Annotated in this window: 15 protein-coding genes and 1 pseudogene; 6 read left to right on the forward strand and 10 right to left on the reverse strand. The window is 48.0% G+C overall.

Annotated elements, in window-relative coordinates; genetic code table 11:
• Window positions 1-195 precede the first annotated feature (195 nt).
• From BMW55_RS05030 to BMW55_RS05065, 7 genes are all read right to left on the reverse strand, one after another.
• Window positions 196-906 carry a hypothetical protein gene (locus tag BMW55_RS05030; protein ID WP_139179441.1) on the reverse strand — a complete coding sequence of 237 codons (711 nt, stop codon included), beginning with the start codon at window positions 904-906 and terminating at the stop codon, window positions 196-198.
• A gap of 65 nt (window positions 907-971) precedes the next feature.
• A complete protein-coding gene (locus tag BMW55_RS05035) occupies window positions 972-2,252 on the reverse strand; it encodes a Tle-like phospholipase domain-containing protein (protein WP_089965946.1) in 1,281 nt (426 codons plus the stop codon).
• Between the two features lie 377 nt (window positions 2,253-2,629).
• Complete coding sequence (locus BMW55_RS05045) at window positions 2,630-2,899, reverse strand: WXG100 family type VII secretion target (RefSeq protein WP_089965950.1); 270 nt, start codon at window positions 2,897-2,899, stop codon at window positions 2,630-2,632.
• Between the two features lie 139 nt (window positions 2,900-3,038).
• A complete protein-coding gene (gene essC, locus BMW55_RS05050) occupies window positions 3,039-7,091 on the reverse strand; it encodes a type VII secretion protein EssC (protein ID WP_089965952.1) in 4,053 nt (1,350 codons plus the stop codon).
• Between the two features lie 20 nt (window positions 7,092-7,111).
• Window positions 7,112-7,453 carry an EsaB/YukD family protein gene (locus tag BMW55_RS05055; RefSeq protein WP_170839747.1) on the reverse strand — a complete coding sequence of 114 codons (342 nt, stop codon included), beginning with the start codon at window positions 7,451-7,453 and terminating at the stop codon, window positions 7,112-7,114.
• A 182-nt stretch (window positions 7,454-7,635) separates the two neighbouring features.
• Window positions 7,636-9,381 (reverse strand): phospho-sugar mutase, encoded by a 1,746-nt coding sequence (locus BMW55_RS05060; protein WP_089965956.1) that lies wholly within the window; start codon window positions 9,379-9,381, stop codon window positions 7,636-7,638.
• A 2-nt stretch (window positions 9,382-9,383) separates the two neighbouring features.
• Entirely contained in the window at window positions 9,384-10,379 is a 996-nt protein-coding gene (locus BMW55_RS05065; protein WP_089965958.1) for a LacI family DNA-binding transcriptional regulator, read from the reverse strand.
• A 317-nt stretch (window positions 10,380-10,696) separates the two neighbouring features.
• On the opposite strand from BMW55_RS05065, the gene BMW55_RS05070 reads away from it, so the two are divergent.
• The 6 genes and pseudogenes from BMW55_RS05070 to BMW55_RS05095 all read left to right on the forward strand — a co-directional run bounded on the left by BMW55_RS05070 (window position 10,697) and on the right by BMW55_RS05095 (window position 16,095).
• Window positions 10,697-12,016 (forward strand): ABC transporter substrate-binding protein, encoded by a 1,320-nt coding sequence (locus BMW55_RS05070; protein ID WP_089965960.1) that lies wholly within the window; start codon window positions 10,697-10,699, stop codon window positions 12,014-12,016.
• Entirely contained in the window at window positions 12,009-12,890 is an 882-nt protein-coding gene (locus BMW55_RS05075) for a carbohydrate ABC transporter permease (protein WP_089965963.1), read from the forward strand. The genes BMW55_RS05070 and BMW55_RS05075 overlap by 8 nt, the downstream gene beginning before the upstream one ends.
• Window positions 12,877-13,693: pseudogene (locus tag BMW55_RS05080) on the forward strand (carbohydrate ABC transporter permease). Before BMW55_RS05075 ends, BMW55_RS05080 begins: the two are co-directional and overlap by 14 nt.
• 40 nt (window positions 13,694-13,733) lie before the next feature.
• Window positions 13,734-14,687 carry an MTP-1 family protein gene (locus BMW55_RS05085; protein WP_089965965.1) on the forward strand — a complete coding sequence of 318 codons (954 nt, stop codon included), beginning with the start codon at window positions 13,734-13,736 and terminating at the stop codon, window positions 14,685-14,687.
• Window positions 14,688-14,690: 3 nt separating this feature from the next.
• Window positions 14,691-15,752 carry a BtaManbiosPhlase gene (locus tag BMW55_RS05090; RefSeq protein ID WP_089965967.1) on the forward strand — a complete coding sequence of 354 codons (1,062 nt, stop codon included), beginning with the start codon at window positions 14,691-14,693 and terminating at the stop codon, window positions 15,750-15,752.
• Between the two features lie 97 nt (window positions 15,753-15,849).
• Window positions 15,850-16,095, forward strand: coding sequence for a hypothetical protein (locus tag BMW55_RS05095; RefSeq protein WP_089965969.1), 246 nt, complete (start codon window positions 15,850-15,852; stop codon window positions 16,093-16,095).
• Window positions 16,096-16,100: 5 nt separating this feature from the next.
• Here the strand turns inward: BMW55_RS05095 and BMW55_RS05100 are convergent, their stop codons facing one another.
• The 3 genes from BMW55_RS05100 to BMW55_RS05110 form a co-directional block, all read right to left on the reverse strand.
• Window positions 16,101-16,295: a DUF4083 family protein gene (locus tag BMW55_RS05100; protein ID WP_244527440.1), complete on the reverse strand. Its 195-nt coding sequence runs from the start codon at window positions 16,293-16,295 to the stop codon at window positions 16,101-16,103.
• A 69-nt stretch (window positions 16,296-16,364) separates the two neighbouring features.
• On the reverse strand, window positions 16,365-16,616 hold the full coding sequence (locus BMW55_RS05105) for a hypothetical protein (RefSeq protein WP_089966044.1): 252 nt from the start codon (window positions 16,614-16,616) through the stop codon (window positions 16,365-16,367).
• Window positions 16,617-16,833: 217 nt separating this feature from the next.
• Window positions 16,834-18,129, reverse strand: coding sequence for an APC family permease (locus BMW55_RS05110; protein WP_089965973.1), 1,296 nt, complete (start codon window positions 18,127-18,129; stop codon window positions 16,834-16,836).
• Between the last annotated feature and the right edge of the window lie 4 nt (window positions 18,130-18,133).

The following is an 18,133-nucleotide window of genomic DNA, read 5'->3' on the forward strand; positions in this document are numbered from 1 at the left end:
CGGCCGGTAATTGACTCCGCCGACCAGATCGTTGTCATAATTCTTTGGGCACCGAGAAACTGACAGAAAAATGCCGCCACTGGCCTGTCTTTCTGCGTGGCGGCTCTTCAGAAAGAACCCGGACAGGTTGGCCCTGGGTCAACCCATCCCGGTTTGAGGAGGCTCATATGATTACTTGCCGTTCAGTTCCCCTTATTATTTGCTTTCTTTGATCACCGTTTTATACGGGTCCAGGTGGGTGGGGTCGATCGTCTGGGCATCACCTGTAATATTGTACCTGACCAGAAGATATTTGCCGGGATCTTCATCTTTCGGCGCTGATTTCAATTGATCTTCTAGAACAAAAACCGTTACTGAAACCTTATTAAAATTCATCTTTTTTAACTCGTTCAGAAACCTCGCGATATCTTCTTTTTCCCGTCCGCCATGTTGATATATTTCTAACACCACATTTAATGACAGATCTTTGTCCCCTTTTTTCAGCAACTCGAATACAGACGGAAGATCCCCTGTATATTTTGGTTTCGCTTTTGGATCTTTATAACCATAAGTCAGATGTTCCATTTTTCTGAGATCCATGGTCTTACTCGCAATCTTTTTCATATGAGGCTTTAATTCATTTGACCAAAATGCGTAGGGATACGAATCATGAAAGTTTTCAGGTGTAGTTCCGGAAATTAAGACAGAAGTTTTCCTCCCATCTTCCACATAGCCACGGATATAATGAATACCAGTAAATTCATTGCCTTTAATGATTTCCGTGACCACGAAGTCCTTCTGATAAGTCTCCTTCATATACTGAACCGCCGCTTCTTTGATCTTGGCTTCTTCTTCGCGAGTCATTGTTGACATATCAGTTTGAATGCCAGAAGTGGTGCATCCACTTATGATGACAACAAAGATCATCACCATGCATCCGGCCCATGCCCCTAACTTTTTCCATACTCCTGTCAAGTTCATCACACCCTTCTCTATCGGGGGGCTATATTTCCGTCCTCCCCATATTGATCCAGTAACGGCGTATCTACCTGTTGCTTTGTTTTATCATCATATCCGGTAAAGTTGCTGATGGAATGGCTCCCAATATCGAGATTGGCATCGAATATGCCGTTGTCCAGTCCTTCATCCTCCGTCACTTGTCCCTGTTTATCGATCACGTAGGTCTCACCCGGCCGGTAATTGACTCCGCCAACCAGATCGTGATCATAATTATAATTCCGGATCAGATCATCATAGTTGTCAAGACCTTCGTTGATGGTCTGCTTCCGGTTATCGGGGTCCAGCATGTTCACCCCGTAAACCCCCAGGATCGCTTCCGGGCCGAGCAGTGCCGATGCGTTTACGCTCGGGAACAGATTTTTACCGGCAGCATTAAACGTGACGGCCGGAATTTTATACTGGGCCGACGAATCGACGGCCAGGTAGCCGCCCAATGAGTGGCCGGTCAGCACGAACTGATAGCCCTTATAATACGGATTATTGATTGTTTTTTCCACAAACTCCCTGGCTGAGGCTGCCTGGGGGTTAAAAGAGTCAAACCCTGCCGCCAGTATGGCATCTGCCGCAAAATCATTAGCTCCCCTAAGTTCAAACTGCGTTCCTCTGAAAGCAATGACAACTTCCTTTGTTGAATCTTTTACAAATACATAAGCCTGAAGACCATTTAGTGAATTTGTTCTGTCTGCAACTATCCAACCTTCTTCCCCGAATGCTTCTACAAGATCATCACCCGAAATATTGTCTGAATAAACCAACTGTGAAACCTTAGCCAAGGCTTCATCGCTTACCCTCACATGTTTTAACCTGCCGTAAGGACGGCTGGTATCGACACCTACCAATCTTGTTCCCCAATTCCTCAGCTGGGTTAATCCGGGTTGTCCCGGCAGGAGATAAGCGGCGCCGGCAAGCAACAAGACGGCGACGCCAACGATGAATTTCACGTTTTCCACAACGAATTCAACAATCTTTGCCAGCGCTCCCTTGAGCCAATCCCAGAGGCCGGAGAGCTTGTCGGCGGTCCAGTCCCAGGCGCCGGATATGGCTTTGGCAGTCCGATCCCAGAACCCGCCCTCTTCCTTTACCGTCGGAGTGACCAGCTCCGTTTTCTTCGGGGCCGGGCCTTGTTGGAACTGGTTGAAATGGTCATTTACCTGGGGGACCTGAAAACTGCCCCCATCGGCATCAGCCGTACCGCTCCCCAGCATGCCCGCTCCTGCCAATGTCAGGAGAAAAATGATGACAAATCGATTCATACATTGAACCATATCCACCATTACGGAAAACGGGTCACATTCCCGGAATGAGTTTTCGCTTCCGCTCGTGTTTTACCATATTGATTGCGTTCGAAGCAAGGCTTTGCCATCAGACTGCACATCCGGGCCGGGCGTTCTTCGTTCTCCGCAACGGTTTCACCTCTCTTTACCAAAAATGATCCGGTCAGCCGGATGGCTTTTGAGCTGAGAAACAAATGATAAAAAGACCTTATTCCGGACCGGTCTATGTAAATGGAGATCTTCCGACCGGAACCATCCGTTGAATCAAAAAAGGACAGGTTAACCCTGGGTCAACTCTGTCCGATCAAAGTATGTTTGAAACAAGAACTGGGTATGTTTGCAACAGAACCCGATGTTTAAGCCTGGTCTGTTTGACGGAATTTGGTTGCGATCTGGGTTAATGCCTGAGAGATGTTTTCCAGAAGCTGAGCGAAGTTATCCATATTTTTCTTGGCTTCTTGGAAGTCCCGGAAAAAACTTCGTTTGGTCATCCCTTCCCATTGACCCTCAAGCGATTGGATTCTCTGGTTCAAAGCATTGATGATTTGCAGGCTTTGCTCGCGTTTGGCCTGAAATTCCTTCGCTACTGCTTCCACTTCATCCGGATTGATCAGGATACGAGCCATTGAAAAACCTCCTCTAAAATTCAATTAAATTATTTCTGCTAAAATTATACACAGATAGAAATTTATTTTCAATATTCCACTATTAATTTTGTTTGAAAAAAATGTAACATTTCAGATTCAACAGATCTTGTACATACGGTCAGCTTTTCAAGGCCAACCAGCGCTCCTTAAGGAGCCGGGTCCACTTAGAGGGTGAGAGATTTTCTGAAAAAGGCAGGGCTCCTTTCACTTTGTCGTAACGCCGCTTCGCAAAAAATCCTTCTCCCGGCCGTAATGTTTTCGGAATGGGCGAATTGGAATAGACCCTGGATTCTGAACTCGGGATCTTAAAGAACGACAAATCACTCGGGTCCAGGCTGGCAAACAAAAATCCTGTCTCCATCCCTTTGATTTCGGATAGCCAGTCATTGCTGCTGTACGGGAAATTGGATGGTGTACCCGCAATCGCCATATAGAAGTTTTTATTCCTTCCCTGGCTGACCATCCGGGTAAGGGCATTTTGCAAATCATAATTGGTCATCCGTTTGCTGAAATAATCGGCATCGTCGATAACCAGGAAAATAGCTGGATCTTGTTCCCCCGTTTCGGTATTCTCTTCAAACGCAGGCAGCACTTTTGACTTGGTCCGGCTGTTCAACAGTTCCTCCAGTTTCTGCAGAAGGTCGGCTAGTTCGCTCTCATCCGAAGCATAGCCTTTCATATGAGGGATTCCGGTTAGCGCGGTGAGCCCGCGGGCACTCGGGCGGAAGTCAATCGCATAGATTTCGATTTGTGATGGAGAATGGAAATAAGCAAGGGATAAGATCCAGGTTTGCAAAAATGATGTTTTTCCGCCTTCAATCGGACTGCCAACCACAAAATAAGGGCCGTCCTTTAAGCTTACATAATAGGGAGTTAAATCCTCCATGGAGATGGCAACCGGAACTTGCAAAGTCGGAAGTCTGGCTGCGTTTGGATCTTTCGCATGCCTGGACAGCAATGTTTCCAATTGAATCGCTTCCGGCAAGGTTTCGATTACTTTCGGGCGTTTGCCCCTCCATGAATCAGAGATCGTCTGAATCCTGCGGCGCAACGTTCTGGCGCGTTCGATTTCATCATTTCCGTGAGACGGCAGAGCGGCCTGAAACTCCAGGGGAGGAACATCTCCTTTTACATATCCGCGGCCTTCCGGCAGATTGACGGGCGGTGTTTTCATCCGGCCAACGGCAAAGTAATAGTCACTGGGATCGGCCAATTCAAAGGAAACCGCGAGGGAGAAATTGTTCCGGACCCGGTCATACATATCGGTAATCTGATTGGCCGTAATGACAAAATATATTCCAAAACTGCTTCCGGCACGCAGTAATTGTTCCAGGTCTTTGTGTTCTTCTTCATAGGTATTTTTGAAGTTTACGTATCCGTCGACCACAACCACAATCGCAGGGATCGGCTCGGATAAAGATTTCCGGTATCCGGAAAAAGTTTTGGCTCCGGTTTGGGCCATTTGCTCCCGCCTCCGCACCATTTCCTGAAGCAGGAAACGAAACAGGCGGCGAATCCGGTCCGGCTCATCATCCCGGATAATGGAACCGATATGCGGAAGATGGTCAAAGTCTCTGAACATATCACCAAAATCAAGCACATACATATGCACGTCTTCCGGCGAATGGTCCAGGGCTAGAGCGAGCAGCATCGTTTGTACGAACGTCGTTTTTCCCGTTCCGGGCATCCCATAGACCGACAGGTGACCTTCATGCAAAGGGATCGAGAGCGGTTCCTGGCGTTGATTCATGGGATCATCGAGCAAACCGACCACGGGCTCAAGCCACCGGTCTGCCGGATGCCAGGTTTGACCATCCCAGCCCTTCCGGTTTGGATGAAGCAGTTCGTCCAAAAAGAGCTGTGTAGGAAGAGGAGGAAGCCAAGGTCCTCTCAATGGTTGAATCCCCAGGTCTTTCGCCTGACTGCACAGCGCATCGACCAGGACATGCAATTGCTTTTTGACATCATCATCCGCATGTTCCGGAGACAATTCTTGTTTGAATCGGTTGATGCGCTTACCGGTCAATGTCACTTCCCTGATGACGGCTTCCTGCGATTCTGCCGCCTCCGGACGATAAGGAGCCCCGCTCCACGCAAACTGAACCAGCTCCAGCAATTCGTTGCTTCCCACCTGAAAATATCCCCGGCCGGGTGTGGTAATCCAGGCAGCATCGGGAATTTTGATCATTTCCTTGCTATCCGTTTCATCTTGGACGCGCAAACAGATCCGAAAACGGGAGTTGCTCCAGATTTTATCGTCCACCACTCCGCTCGGCTTCTGCGTGGCCAGAATCAGATGAACCCCCAATGTCCTGCCTTTGGCAGCAATCGAGATCAGTTCATTCATAAAATCAGGCTGTTCTTTTTTCAGTTCGGCAAACTCGTCAATAATGATGACAAGATGCGGCAGGGGGTGTTCTTTGCTTCGGGCCGATTTGAAATACTCATCAATATGCTGTAAATTCCCCGCGTCTTTTAAGATCTTTTCCCTTCGAATCAATTCGGCTTTCAGGGAAACTTTGGCCCGCTCGATCAAGTTTCCGTCCAAATTGGTAATCGAACCGACGGAGTGTGGCAAGTTCTCGAATGTGTTTGACATACCTCCGCCTTTGTAGTCAATAAGCAGAAAGACCACATCGTGAGGATGATAGTTAAGAGCCAGAGAAGCAATAAGAGACTGAATCACTTCGCTTTTCCCCGATCCCGTCGTTCCGGCGATCAGCCCGTGGGGACCGTGTCCTTTTCTTTCTATCTTATCGTGGATATTTAAATGAATCTTTTTCCCGGCCAAACCCGCTCCCACCGGAACGGGCAACATTTTCGGAAACCGATTCAGTTTCCAGCGATGCGTGACATTGAGATCTTCGACCTTTTCTGCTCCCAGTAAATCAAACAGAGTCAAGACTTCAGGGATGTCACGGGATTTATTTGCTTTCAAACGGATGGGAGCAAGCGAACGGGCTGTTTGATCGGCCATTTCTTTGGACACTCGATCGGGCTGAAAGGAATAGTCCCATTTTTCCTGCCCTTCTTTGCGAAGGTAATTGGTTTCCTTCAGAGACCCTTCACTCTCATGAACTTCCAAAACAGCATGACACTGCATCGGCAGGGCTTCTCTTGAATCTGCCAGAAATAAGGTGCGTACCCCTACCTGGGTTGATTCTTTCAGTAATAAATGGAGTTCATTTTCAATGAGCCCTGGATCGGCAACAATAAAAACCCAATAGGGAAGCTCCGGGCTGTTGTTCGCTTCGCGTTTATGGTAACGGCGCTTGAGGATCTCGTACAAATAGTCAACCAGCTCCCGCGCTTCCCCGGGATTGGTTGCCAAAAATCTCATCCGTCGCTGATCATCCCATACATGCGGAAGCCAGCGAATCCAATTCCACTCATCGGCTTCTTCCTCAGGAAAAAAAGAAACGATTTTTACCTCATCCGGAGAGTGATGCGTAGCCAATTGGATCACCAAGCTGCGCATCGAATTTAAAATGGATGGCCGGTCTCCGACTACTCCGACTACGTGAGCCTTGTTTAACGGCAGCAGGACGGGGACATCAGACACCTTTTGAAAATCCCGTGCAAGCTGTTCAGCCTCTTCAATCAAGGGATCTTGTTCAAAAGCATCTTGTTTGGGAGTTAACACCTTGATGGACGAAGGCAACTCGCCATTCCCGAGGCGCAAGGCCAAAAAATCCGGATCATGAGGAGAACGCTCCCACAACGAACTTTCTCGTTGCTGAATACGGCTCATACAGCGATTGGGAGAAGGATTCCATTCTCTTAACAGCTCTGCCTGATTTTCTAATTGCTTTTGCAATTCTTCCCGGTGCTTTTGCAGAATTTCCCTGTATTTCTGCTCCCGTTCGATTAGTTGTAATTTATATTTTCTCTTTTGAGACAGGTAGACAAAAAAAGGAATGAGATAGGAGAGGGCCATCATCATGGTCGAAACGAGCTGAAACAGAAACCAACTTGGGTTGTAATAGCCGTTCCCCGAAGAGTTTATGTACATATAAAGCCCGATTGTACCTGCCGTCATCAGTATAGGAATAATAAGAGAAACATAAGAAAAAGTAGGTGGATACGGTTTTCTCGGAGGTTGGTGAATTTCTATCACCGCTTGCGGCAACTCTTGCCTCAGTCTTGGCGATCTTTGAAAGAAAACGTTCACCGCTACTCTCTCCCTTGATCTCAAGTCCGCCATGCTTCCAGAGACTCTTTCAGTTTTTCTTTAGACAGTAGCTCCAGTTGATCGGCAATGAGAGCATGCCAGTCTTCATGGGCTTGTTTCGTTTGGATCCGCAGATAAGCTCCATCCGTAATCATACAGTCATCGAGTGTTTGAGTCTCGTCCAGCTTTCGCCAGTCACCGGTTTTTGTTTTGACTTCCAATAGATATGGCCCGCCACGGGCATGGAGTTCTTCCTCTGTGATGACCTTCGCCAGCATGTGGGTTACTTCGGCTACCGGCAGGTCAGACGGAATTTCAAAATCGGTCCAATCTTGCTTGCTTGACCCGGTTACAACGGTCACGATTACCCCAACTCACATTCCTCCCCCAAATAAAATAAGACCTTCCGGTCGATGAATAATATATTGATATTATAACTCAACTATCATTGTTTAATGTTGAATTTTTGTCAAATAGGCAGACAGCCGTCACCTCCTTCAGTACCGGACGACCAGATCGGGAAACAATGCCCGCGCAGAGAACGCTACCGTTTGGATGAGATTGACTCCATCAGATTTAATACCGCTTCCTTTAAAACTTCCAATTGGGTTTGACCTTCATGCCGGGAGGATTCTTTCACCCCAAAGTAAAATTTTATTTTTGGTTCGGTTCCTGAAGGTCTGAGGCAAAACCAAGCCCCGTTCTCAAGATGATATTTAATTACATTGGAAACGGGAAGGGAGATGGGTTCCGTTTGAAGTGCCTTCAAGTCTAACCGTTGACGATGGAAGTAGTCCTCTACCGCCAACACTTTCCTACCCGCTATTTCACGGATCACATGCGTTCTGAACGTTTGCATGATGTCTTCGATGCGCTTGGCGCCTTTTTTTCCTTTCAAGGTGATGGATACCAGATCTTCCAAGAAAGTTCCGTACCGGTCAAACAATTCTGTCAAGGCCTGGTACAAAGATTTGCCCCGGGATTTGTGATATGCGGCGACTTCGCAGATGAACAGCGCGGCTTGCACGGCATCTTTGTCACGGACGAAATCGCCGATCAGATAACCGTAGCTTTCCTCATAACCGAACAGAAACTGAAATTCTTTTGTCTGCTCATATTCCTTTATTTTCTCACCAATGAATTTAAAGCCCGTCAATGTATCCACGGTATGGACTCCATAATCCCCGGCGATCGCCCGGCCCAATTCGGAAGTAACGATGGTTTTCAACAGGACCCCATGAGCCGGCAAGAGATTTTTCTCCCTTCTCTGCGAAAGGATATAGTGAAGCATCAAAGCCCCCGTTTGATTACCGGTTAACACCACGTATGTCCCCTCGTCATTTTTGACGGCTACTCCAAGCCGATCCGCATCCGGGTCAGTCGCAAGCAGCAAATCCGCATCGATCTTTTCTCCGTACCGGATGGCCAGTTCAAAAGCGGCATGTTCTTCAGGATTGGGGGATGCAACAGTGGGAAAGCCAGGATCAGGCCATTCCTGCTCTTTTACAATGGTCACATGCTGAAAACCCAAGTTTTTGAGGCCTTGTGGGATCAGTTGATAGGATGTCCCATGTAGTGGCGTGAAGACAATGTGTAAGTTTTGTTTGTTCCGCTCGATGATCTCCGGATTCAGTACAATGCCCTTCAGCTTCTCCAAATAGGCCCGATCGATCTCCTCGCCGATGACTTTCAAGAATCCGGACTTTTTTAAGGTTTCCTCATCGGCAACCGGAATGGTCAGTTCATCCTCCACACTGTTCACCAATTGGATCAGCGCATCCGCCGCCTGCGGGGTCAGCTGTCCGCCATCTTCCCCATACACTTTATAACCGTTGTATTCCGGCGGGTTGTGACTGGCTGTCAGTACAACGCCGCCAAATGCATGTAGATACCGGACAGCAAATGACAGTTCAGGCGTGGGCCGCAAGTGATCGAAAAGATAAGCCGGGATGCCGTGAAAGCCCAGTGTTCGTGCCACTTCCAAGGCAAACTCCCTCGATTTATGACGCGAATCATAGGCAATGACAATTCCGCGCTTCATCGCGTCAGGCCCGTGTTTCTCCATATAACGGGCCAACCCTTCCGTCGCTTTGCGCACCATGTAAACGTTCAGACGATTGGTGCCCGGCCCGATTTCCCCGCGCATGCCGCCAGTCCCAAATTCCAGGTTTTTATAAAAGCAATCTTCAAGTGCTTTTTCATCATTTTTCATCCGGTTCAAGGTTTGCTTCAATTCTTCATCCAAAAGCGGATATTGAATCCAGCGCATGAATCTCTGTTTCCAATCCATTTTCAATTCCCCTCATTGTCCGTTTTGCAGGAAGTCGATTCTCTACGGACCAACTTGGACGGCAACAAAATTTCGACGAAAGGTTCATCCCGGTTCTGCATTCTCCAACACAATTGCTCTACAGACTTCCTTCCGTAATATTGCAAATCGATATCCATGCTGGTGATGTTGGAAATCCGGGAGAGTTGACCATTGTCAAAACTGCAGATCGAAACGTCCTCAGGAATCCGTTTTCCCATCTTTTGCAGACAGGTTTTGGCCAGAAATCCCAGCCCGTCGTTCACGCAAAACCAAGCTGTCGGCTGGTTTGGGATCTGTTCAAGCCACTTGTGAATAAAATCTTCCTTTTCTTGAGCATTTTTCAGGATATACTCCTCATTTACCGCGATTCCGTTCTCGCTTAAGGCGAGAAGATATCCTTCCAGGCGTTCCTGATAGCTTGGGGAAAAGGATATATTCCCCATAAATCCGATCTCTTGATGGTTCAGATCAATTAAATGCTGCACCGCTGTATAAGCACCAAACCGGTTATTGGTGAGAATGCAGTCGGCATGGATCCGTGGATCATGGTGATCGATCAGCACCGTCGGGATCCCTGTGTCGACAACCTTCTGAATATATGCCGTACTGATATGCGAAAGGATCAGCAATCCGTCGATTTGGCGGTTTTCTATAAACGAAGGAAGGATGAGCCGCTCTTTTGTTTCCTGATCAATGGATTGCATAACCAGATTCATATCTCGTTTTAAAATCTCTTTCTCAATGCTGAGATAAATTTCGCCAAAAAAGGTAAGGGAGAAAGCAAAATCGGAAGCGATCAATCCGATCTGTTGAAAAACACGCTGCGGGCTTTTCTTTTTTACCGCGTATTCATACCCCAATTCATCCGCGACTTTAAAAATCAGTTTTCGCGTTCTTTCACTCACTCCGGGTTTTCCTGATAATGCCTGCGAAACGGCATTCTTGGATATATTTAATCTGTTTGCGATATCTTGCATGGTAACTCTTTTTTTTTTGACATTTGGACCACTGCCTTTCTCATTTTTGATCTGGGCAAGGAGACAAAGCAACTTTGTTTGGTATTTGTAACTTTACAATAAACCAATAATCATTATTTTGTAAAGTTCCTTTCTGTTGTTCTAACGGACTTCCGGTGCATAGGTTAAGTTGCAAAAATAAAAAAAGGGTTGACTTTATTCTGTCATCGGTGATAGCTTTTTTGGTAAAGTTAATGAAATCCCTTTCATGATGATTTGTAACGTTACAATCCCAAAGAAAGAGTCCCCAAACATATCCCATCATCTGAAGTGGAGAGATGAGAATTAAAAAAGCGGGTATGATCTTTCTGATCTTTTTGGTATCCCTCACTTTCCTGACAGGATGCAGAGATAATGAAGAAATCGGCACCTCAGCAACTGGAGTGACCACGATCGAGTTCTGGACGGCCCCCAATCCCCCACAGCAAAAATATTGGGAGCAAATGGCACGGGAATTTGAAAAAGAGAATCCCGATATCAAAGTGGTTGTCACTCCGATGAAAGAAACTCCTTCTTCCGAGGCATACGTGATTTCTGCATTAATCGGCGGAAAAGGGCCTACCCTTGCTGAGAACATCTCCAGAGGTTTTGCTGCGCAACTGGCTGAAAGCAGAGTGCTGGAGCCACTCAATTCGTTAAGGAATCTGAATGTGATTCAAAGCAGAAAAATGGAAAAAACCATGAAAGCCTGGGTATTTCCCGATGGAAATCAATATGTGATTCCGGTTTATTCCAATTCCATGCTGGTTGGCTGGAGAATCGACATCTTGCGGGAAATCGGTTATGACCAGCCGCCTGAAACATACAGTGAAATCATCGAGGTCACCAAAAAGCTGAAAGCAAAATATCCGGACAAATATTTCTGGGCCAAAGCGGATTTGGCGGATCCCACCGCCTGGAAGAGATGGTTTGATTTCTTTTTGCTTTACCATGCCGCGTCAAACGGCAATGCCTTGGTTCAAGGAAACCGGTTCATTGCGGACAAAGAGGCGGGCATGAAAGTGTTTCAGTTCATGCTTGACTTGAACAAGGAAAAGGGGTTGTTGTCCAAACAGGTGAAGGATCCCTTTGAAACAGGGATCGGCATATTCACTGATCTGGGACCATGGACGTTCAGCTATTGGAAGGAAAAGTTTCCTGAAATGAAATTAAATGAAACCTTTACCCTGGCTCCCCCACCCGTTCCGGACGGCATGAAAGCAGAACATCCCAAAACATTTGCCGATTCCAAAGGGATCGTCCTGTTCTCCCAAAAATCGGAAGCTGAAAAAAGAGCGGCGATTCGCTTCCTCAACTGGGTGTACAAAGATCACAAGCATGATCTGACCCTGATGGAAACCACCCTGATGCCTGCGGCGCGGGATGATTTGTTGTCCAATGAGACCTTTCGGCCTTTTTTTGAACAAAATCCGGTATTGAAACCTTATGCCGAAGCGGTTCCGGACGGGGTTCCCGTAATGGCAAACCCGAAGTACAACCATATCCAAACCATCATTGGACAGCAAGCATTCAACCAGGTAGTGAAAGGCAAAAAAACAGCGGACCGGGCTTGGACTGATATGAAAAAAGAGATCGAAGAGGTGCTTGAGGATGAGTGACAAAAGATCAAACGGCATAGGATGGGTGTTTTCCGGTCCCTACTTGATCTACACGAGCATATTTTTCCTGGTCCCTCTGGTAGCCTCCGTTTTTCTCGCCTTTACCAACTGGAATCTCATCTCTCCCGAATATGATTGGGTCGGATTGAAAAATTTTCTTAAAGCGCTGAAGAGGCCGGAAGTGTTTGCCGCTTTTGTCAACACCTTCAAATTTATGGCGCTCTTTATCCCCGTTTCCCTGGCCTTATCCATGCTGATTGCGGTGATCGTACACAGCTTACCGAGATTCAGAAGTATATATTTAGCGGGTTTTTTTCTCCCTTACCTGGCTTCGGGGGTCATTTCCTCCCTGATCGCAAAGGGCCTCTTGTCTTACAACAGCGCTTTCAATGTTTTCTTAAGGGAAAAATGGGGGTTGGATATCGACTGGCTCGGTTCCCCTTTTTTGGCGCTGCTGGTTGTCGTCCTGATGCTGGCATGGAAGTTCAGCGGCTATTACGCATTAATTCTTACCGCAGGATTGGAAAGCATCAACAAAGAGGTATATGAAGCAGCGATGATCGATGGAGCCACATCCTGGCAACAATTCAGCAAAATTACGTTGCCACTGCTGTATCCAGCCATTTATACGGTGCTGATCCTGGCTGTCGGTGTTACGTTCGGCATCTTCACGGAGGTATACCAACTCACCGGCGGCGGTCCGGACAATGCCACCACGACATGGCAATTGAACATATTTATCGAATCCTTTACGAACCTGCGTGCCGGGTACGCGTCGGCAATCGCCTTAATCGCGTCAGCGGCCACATTCATCTCGATTTTCATCATTCGCAAAATATTGGAGTTGTGGGGGAAACGACATGGTTGGGGTTAAGAAAAAATTCATCTGGATTCGTTACTTATTGGCGACCTTCCTGCTTCTATGCATGGTGTTTCCTTATCTCTATATGGTTTTGCACTCATTTGCCGATTGGTCACAAGTGGATCGGGAATGGATTCCGACCCAATTTACCTGGAAATCGTATGAGTGGCTGTTGACCGGCGGCGAGTTTGCTACTCCCCAGCCCTGGATTCGCGCATTTGTAAACAGCCTGATTGTGACCGGCGCATCTACTCTCCTGATTCTCGTTTTTGGGATGATGGCTGCCTACGCTTTGGCCAAAATCCCGTTTAAAGGCAGGGGATTTCTCAATCACGCAGTTTTGTTCCACATGTTTTTTCCGGCGATTATTCTGCTCATTCCGCAATTCCTGATTATCCAAAAGGCCGGTTTGTACGATACCTATTGGGCGATGATTCTGCCTAAAGCTTTGAGTCTCTGGGCCATTTTCATGCTCGCTAATTTTTTCAAGGCGATTCCCGATCCGTTCATCGAAGCAGCAAAACTGGACGGGGCGAATCATCTGCAGATTTTATCCGATGTCCAAGTCCATTATTGTCGTGGTCTTCCTGTTTGTCTTTATGGAAAGATGGACCGAACTGTTATGGGATATGATTGTGGTTCGCGACCCCAACCTGTATACCTTAAACGTGCTCCTTTCACAAATGTTCGGTCCTTACGGCGGATATCCGGGGCCGTTGTATGCTTCCGGAGTATTGTTAACGGTTCCGATTATTCTTCTGTTCCTATCGTTTTCCGGTAAGTTGAAAAACGGGATGCAGTTTCATTTGAAATAAACCTACACATTCAAACGATGAAGACAAGGGGCAATGATCCATGGTGCTGAAAAAAGGCGAAGTCAAAACTTGTTCCATGTTGCTGGATGAATATCGAAAAGCAGATCGGAAGCCGTTTCTACCCAGTAAATTGCAGTTTGCCGGGGTCGGCGGAAAGGATGTGTACAATATCACCGCCCCTTTTGAAGATGAAGGGGAACAAGTCATTGCCGGCCGCGTTGAATCTCGCGACAGCGAGCATTCCGAAGTGCATTTTTTCGTTCAACTGGGTGAAACATGGGTTCCCAAAGCAGGTTTACCCTCATTTCAACTGCAGGATCCCTTTTTTACAAGAATTGACGGGGAGCTCATTTTTGGAGGAGTGGAGATTTTCCCTCACCCGACCATTGAAAATCAATTGCAGTGGCGAACCGTTTTCTACAAAGGGTCCAATCTCCGCAGTCTGCAAAAGTTCTTTACCGGGCCCATCGGCATGAAGGATTTGCGGCTGATTCAATTAAAGGACCGCTCCATCGGCGTTTTGACCCGCCCTCAGGGCAAGAAAGGAGGAAGGGGAAAAATCGGTTTCACCCGGATTCCGTCTCTGGCTCATCTGACGCTGGAAGTGATCGAGGAAGCTCCTTTGCTGCCCGGTCAGTTTATCGATGAAGAATGGGGCGGGGCCAATGAAGCGCATCTCCTTTCCAATGGCTTGATCGGTGTCCTCGGCCATATCGCTTGTTTTGACCATCAGGGAAACCGCCACTACTATTCGATGGTGTTCGCTCTGGATCCCGATACGGGGGAATGTTCGGATATCGGGCTCATTGCCGTACGGGCAGACTTTTTGAAAGGCCCTGCCAAGCGCTCCGATTTGGTGGATGTGGTGTTCAGCGGGGGGTTGGTTCGGAAACCCGATGGAACGGCCGATCTTTACGCAGGCATTAGTGATGCGGAAGCCCAGCGAATCACCATCCCGGACCCCTTTACAATATTTGAGAAAGGAGGAGAGTAAAGGATGAAGGTATATCGTTATGAACAAAATCCCTTGATTACGCCGAAAGACGTCAAGCCCCATCGTGAAGATTTTGAAGTGATCGGCGCCTTTAATGCCGGGATCGCCGAGTATCGCGGAGAAGTGCTGATGCTCTTGCGCATCGCAGAGCGACCGGTCACCCATGATAAGAATCTAATAAAAGCACCGGTTTTCAATCCGGAAAAAAATGAACTGGAGATCATCCCATTTCGCAAGAATGATGAGAGATATGATTTTTCTGATCCCCGCGTGATTCGGCGTACGGATCATCCGCATGGTTTTGAATGCCTGACATCCTTGTCTTACATTCGCATTGCCCGGAGCCGGGATGGACGGCATTTTACCATCGATGAAAAGCCGTTTATTTATCCCTCCAACCGGTACGAAACGTTCGGCATAGAAGATCCGCGGGTCACCCGGATCGAAGATACTTATTATATCTGCTATACAGCTGTTTCTCCCGTCGGGGTCGGAGCAGCGATGGTATCCACCAAAGATTTTATCAACACCCGGCATCATGGATTCGTGTTCGCCCCGGAAAACAAAGATGTATTGATTTTCCCGGAAAAAGTGAACGGAAAGTATTATGCCCTGCACCGCCCCAGTCTGAAAAGCATTGGGAAACCGGAAATTTGGATTGCTGAATCGGAGAACCTTCTTCACTGGGGCAATCACCAACATCTGTTTGGATTACGGGAGGGGATGTGGGACAGTGGCCGCATTGGCGCAGGTGCGGTTCCCATCAAAACGGAGAAGGGCTGGCTGGCGCTGTATCACGGTGCAACTCCCGAAAACCGTTATTGTATGGGGGCTGTATTACTTGATCTGAATGATCCGACCCGGGTCATTGCCCGGTCTGATCAACCGATCCTGGAACCGGAAGCGGAGTATGAAAAAGAGGGCTTCTTCGGCGATGTCGTGTTTTCTTGCGGCGCCATCGCCAGAGGTGACACTGTCAAGATGTACTATGGCGTGGCAGACTCGTCGATGGCCTGTGCGGAATTAAGCCTGAGCGAGATTTTGGATTCTCTGGTGTATGCTTGAAAACGAGTCTGAAGCTCCATAACCAATGATGTTGAAGTTTCAAATGGCAGTAAAGCCACTTCTGAACCGGTCTTCAGAAGTGGCTTTGAATTGAGCGGTGAAGAAACCGACGAAATCGGCCGTTTTTTCCCGCTATTTCTTAAAATATGTATACTGTTCAGCCGATCTTGAACTGGATCCGATCGGAAATCAAATTGATCCTGCCGGTCAAATTTTCCTGAAATATAGGCCTTACGCCACTTGTCATACAGAGTTTGCACCATCCCGTTCTCTGCAAACAGCGGAGAAATTGGACTGCGATTCCCTTCCTGCCGCCACCATTTCCCATTTTGTGCCCGGCTGAAAAAGTTATTGATGCGTCCGGTTTTTCTCCAAAAGTTCAATGATCCGGTCCAACTTCTTCTCAATATTCGCTCCGTGTTCAACCGATTTCTTCTGAGTGGTTAACAGAGTATATATAAAACGCACAAAGGATATGAAAAATAAGATCACCAGAGAGAGGACCACGAATTGATAGATGAGATTCGTTAATTCCAGTTGCACAAGAATCATCCCCTTTCAAAAGCAAGTGATCAGAGAAACGGGTTTAATTCGTAACATGACCCATTTTCTTTATTCTGTTGATTTGCCCTTCCGGAAATGCCACTCCTCATATTCTCCCCAGATGATGTATGCAACTCCGATCACGAAAGCCAATATACTCAAATGAGTCAGCGTATCTCCAACAATACCCAACAATCCGCTAAACAGCTCGATATTCCAACTAACTTGATTGGAACCGTATATGGCAGCACTGATATATTTGGATGAAATGAAAAATGCAGAGATGGCAATGAATGAAACACCGGCTCCACGTTTTGTCACATTGCTCACCCATTACTCACGTTAAAGTATTTATCAATTTCTCTTCCGTACAAACCGTGTCCTCTCCCGTGCAGCAAAAAAGAGGAACCGCGCAGGCTTTCGCACTAAAAGCAGGCAAATGTTCGATAAAATGGAGCGCAAGCTGAATACCGGTTCGAGGCCGGAAGCGGGAAAAAGGCACCTCATCGTTTGAGATGCCTTCACACCCGGATTCAGCTTATTCAGTTAAGTGAACCGTTTGATTCTGCACATTGCGGCGCCGGCGTATTCGCATCATCCAGCTGCCAAACAGCATCAGGGCAAGCGGATAGAACAGCCACCAGCCAAACGTGCCCATCGTCAGCATGACGACAGCCAAAGTGAACAGGCCAAACGCTTTGAATACCGGCCGCCTGACCAGCTTCAGATAGGCGATGACGCTCAGCCCGTACAGAATAAAGAAGTTTTGGCCCGCTACTTGTAACAGGATGCCCAGGGACACGGCTCCGCTAAAATGCAATGCAATCACTGCGCTAAACACGAGGATGACAGTGAGCAGAGCCATCTGTGGGGACCGGGTCTTTTTATCGACACGGCTCAGGAATCCCGGCAACAGACCTTCGCGGGCAGAGGCAAATACCAGCCGCGATGCCGCCCATGTCGCGCCGATCAGATTGGCGGCGATGATGACAACACCCACCACGGCAACAAACTTGCCGCTCAGGGGGCCAAAGACAGACATGAGCAACGCCGCAATGGGGGCAGTGCCCAAGCGTGAATCGCCGTGCGGCAGCGTGTACTGGACGGCCAATGCGATCATCAGGTACACGAGGATGATGGTGACGAAGCTGATTCCGACGGCAATGGGAAAGTCACGCTTCGGATTTTTATACTCTTCTGTCGTGAAGGATAGCATCTCCCAACCCGTGTACGAGAAAAAAACCATGCCAAGCGCGGGAACGGACAGCATCCAATCCTGGATCGGTGCCACACCCGTTCCGATCGTACGGTCGCCGAACCAGAGCGCCAGCAGGGCCGTGAACAACAACAATCCCGTCAGCGAATACGACAACACCTGCTGAACATTCCCGGATACTTTGGCTCCCAAGTAGTTCACCATGCCGGCAAAGATCAGCAGACCAAGCGAGGCGATGAGAGAGACCCCTTCGCCGCCGCCGATTGCCATCGCAAAATAGTTGCCGCCCGTCACGGCAATCGACGGGATGCCAAGAGAGAAAGTGCCAAGCAACAGCACTTCCGTTGCGGCGCCCATGGGCCGGGAAAACGCCTCTTGCACAAAACCGGCAATCCCGCCTGCCCCCGGATAGTTTGCACCCAGATATGCGAAGATCACTAACAGCGGGATCACCAACAGCGCGTCAATCACCCAGGCATAAATCGCCGCGCCGCCGACCTGTTGATACGCAAGACCCGGCAGCACGAGCAAGCCGCTTCCGACGACAATGCAAATGGCCAGACCGACCGCCTGGCCCACAGTCAGTGTTTTGGATAGTTCAGTTGCCTTTTGGCTCATTCTA

The sequence above is a fragment of the Lihuaxuella thermophila genome (genome assembly GCF_900110165.1).
GTDB lineage: Bacteria > Bacillota > Bacilli > Thermoactinomycetales > Thermoactinomycetaceae > Lihuaxuella > Lihuaxuella thermophila.

Coding starts and splice junctions, on each gene's coding strand:
- BMW55_RS05030 (WP_139179441.1), bottom strand. CDS start 906: ATGATCTTTGTTGTCATCATAAGTGGATGCACCACTTCTGGCATTCAA.
- BMW55_RS05035 (WP_089965946.1), bottom strand. CDS start 2,252: ATGAATCGATTTGTCATCATTTTTCTCCTGACATTGGCAGGAGCGGGC.
- BMW55_RS05045 (WP_089965950.1), bottom strand. CDS start 2,899: ATGGCTCGTATCCTGATCAATCCGGATGAAGTGGAAGCAGTAGCGAAG.
- BMW55_RS05060 (WP_089965956.1), bottom strand. CDS start 9,381: ATGGATTGGAAACAGAGATTCATGCGCTGGATTCAATATCCGCTTTTG.
- BMW55_RS05065 (WP_089965958.1), bottom strand. CDS start 10,379: ATGCAAGATATCGCAAACAGATTAAATATATCCAAGAATGCCGTTTCG.
- BMW55_RS05070 (WP_089965960.1), top strand. CDS start 10,697: ATGAGAATTAAAAAAGCGGGTATGATCTTTCTGATCTTTTTGGTATCC.
- BMW55_RS05075 (WP_089965963.1), top strand. CDS start 12,009: ATGAGTGACAAAAGATCAAACGGCATAGGATGGGTGTTTTCCGGTCCC.
- BMW55_RS05085 (WP_089965965.1), top strand. CDS start 13,734: ATGGTGCTGAAAAAAGGCGAAGTCAAAACTTGTTCCATGTTGCTGGAT.
- BMW55_RS05090 (WP_089965967.1), top strand. CDS start 14,691: ATGAAGGTATATCGTTATGAACAAAATCCCTTGATTACGCCGAAAGAC.
- BMW55_RS05110 (WP_089965973.1), bottom strand. CDS start 18,129: ATGAGCCAAAAGGCAACTGAACTATCCAAAACACTGACTGTGGGCCAG.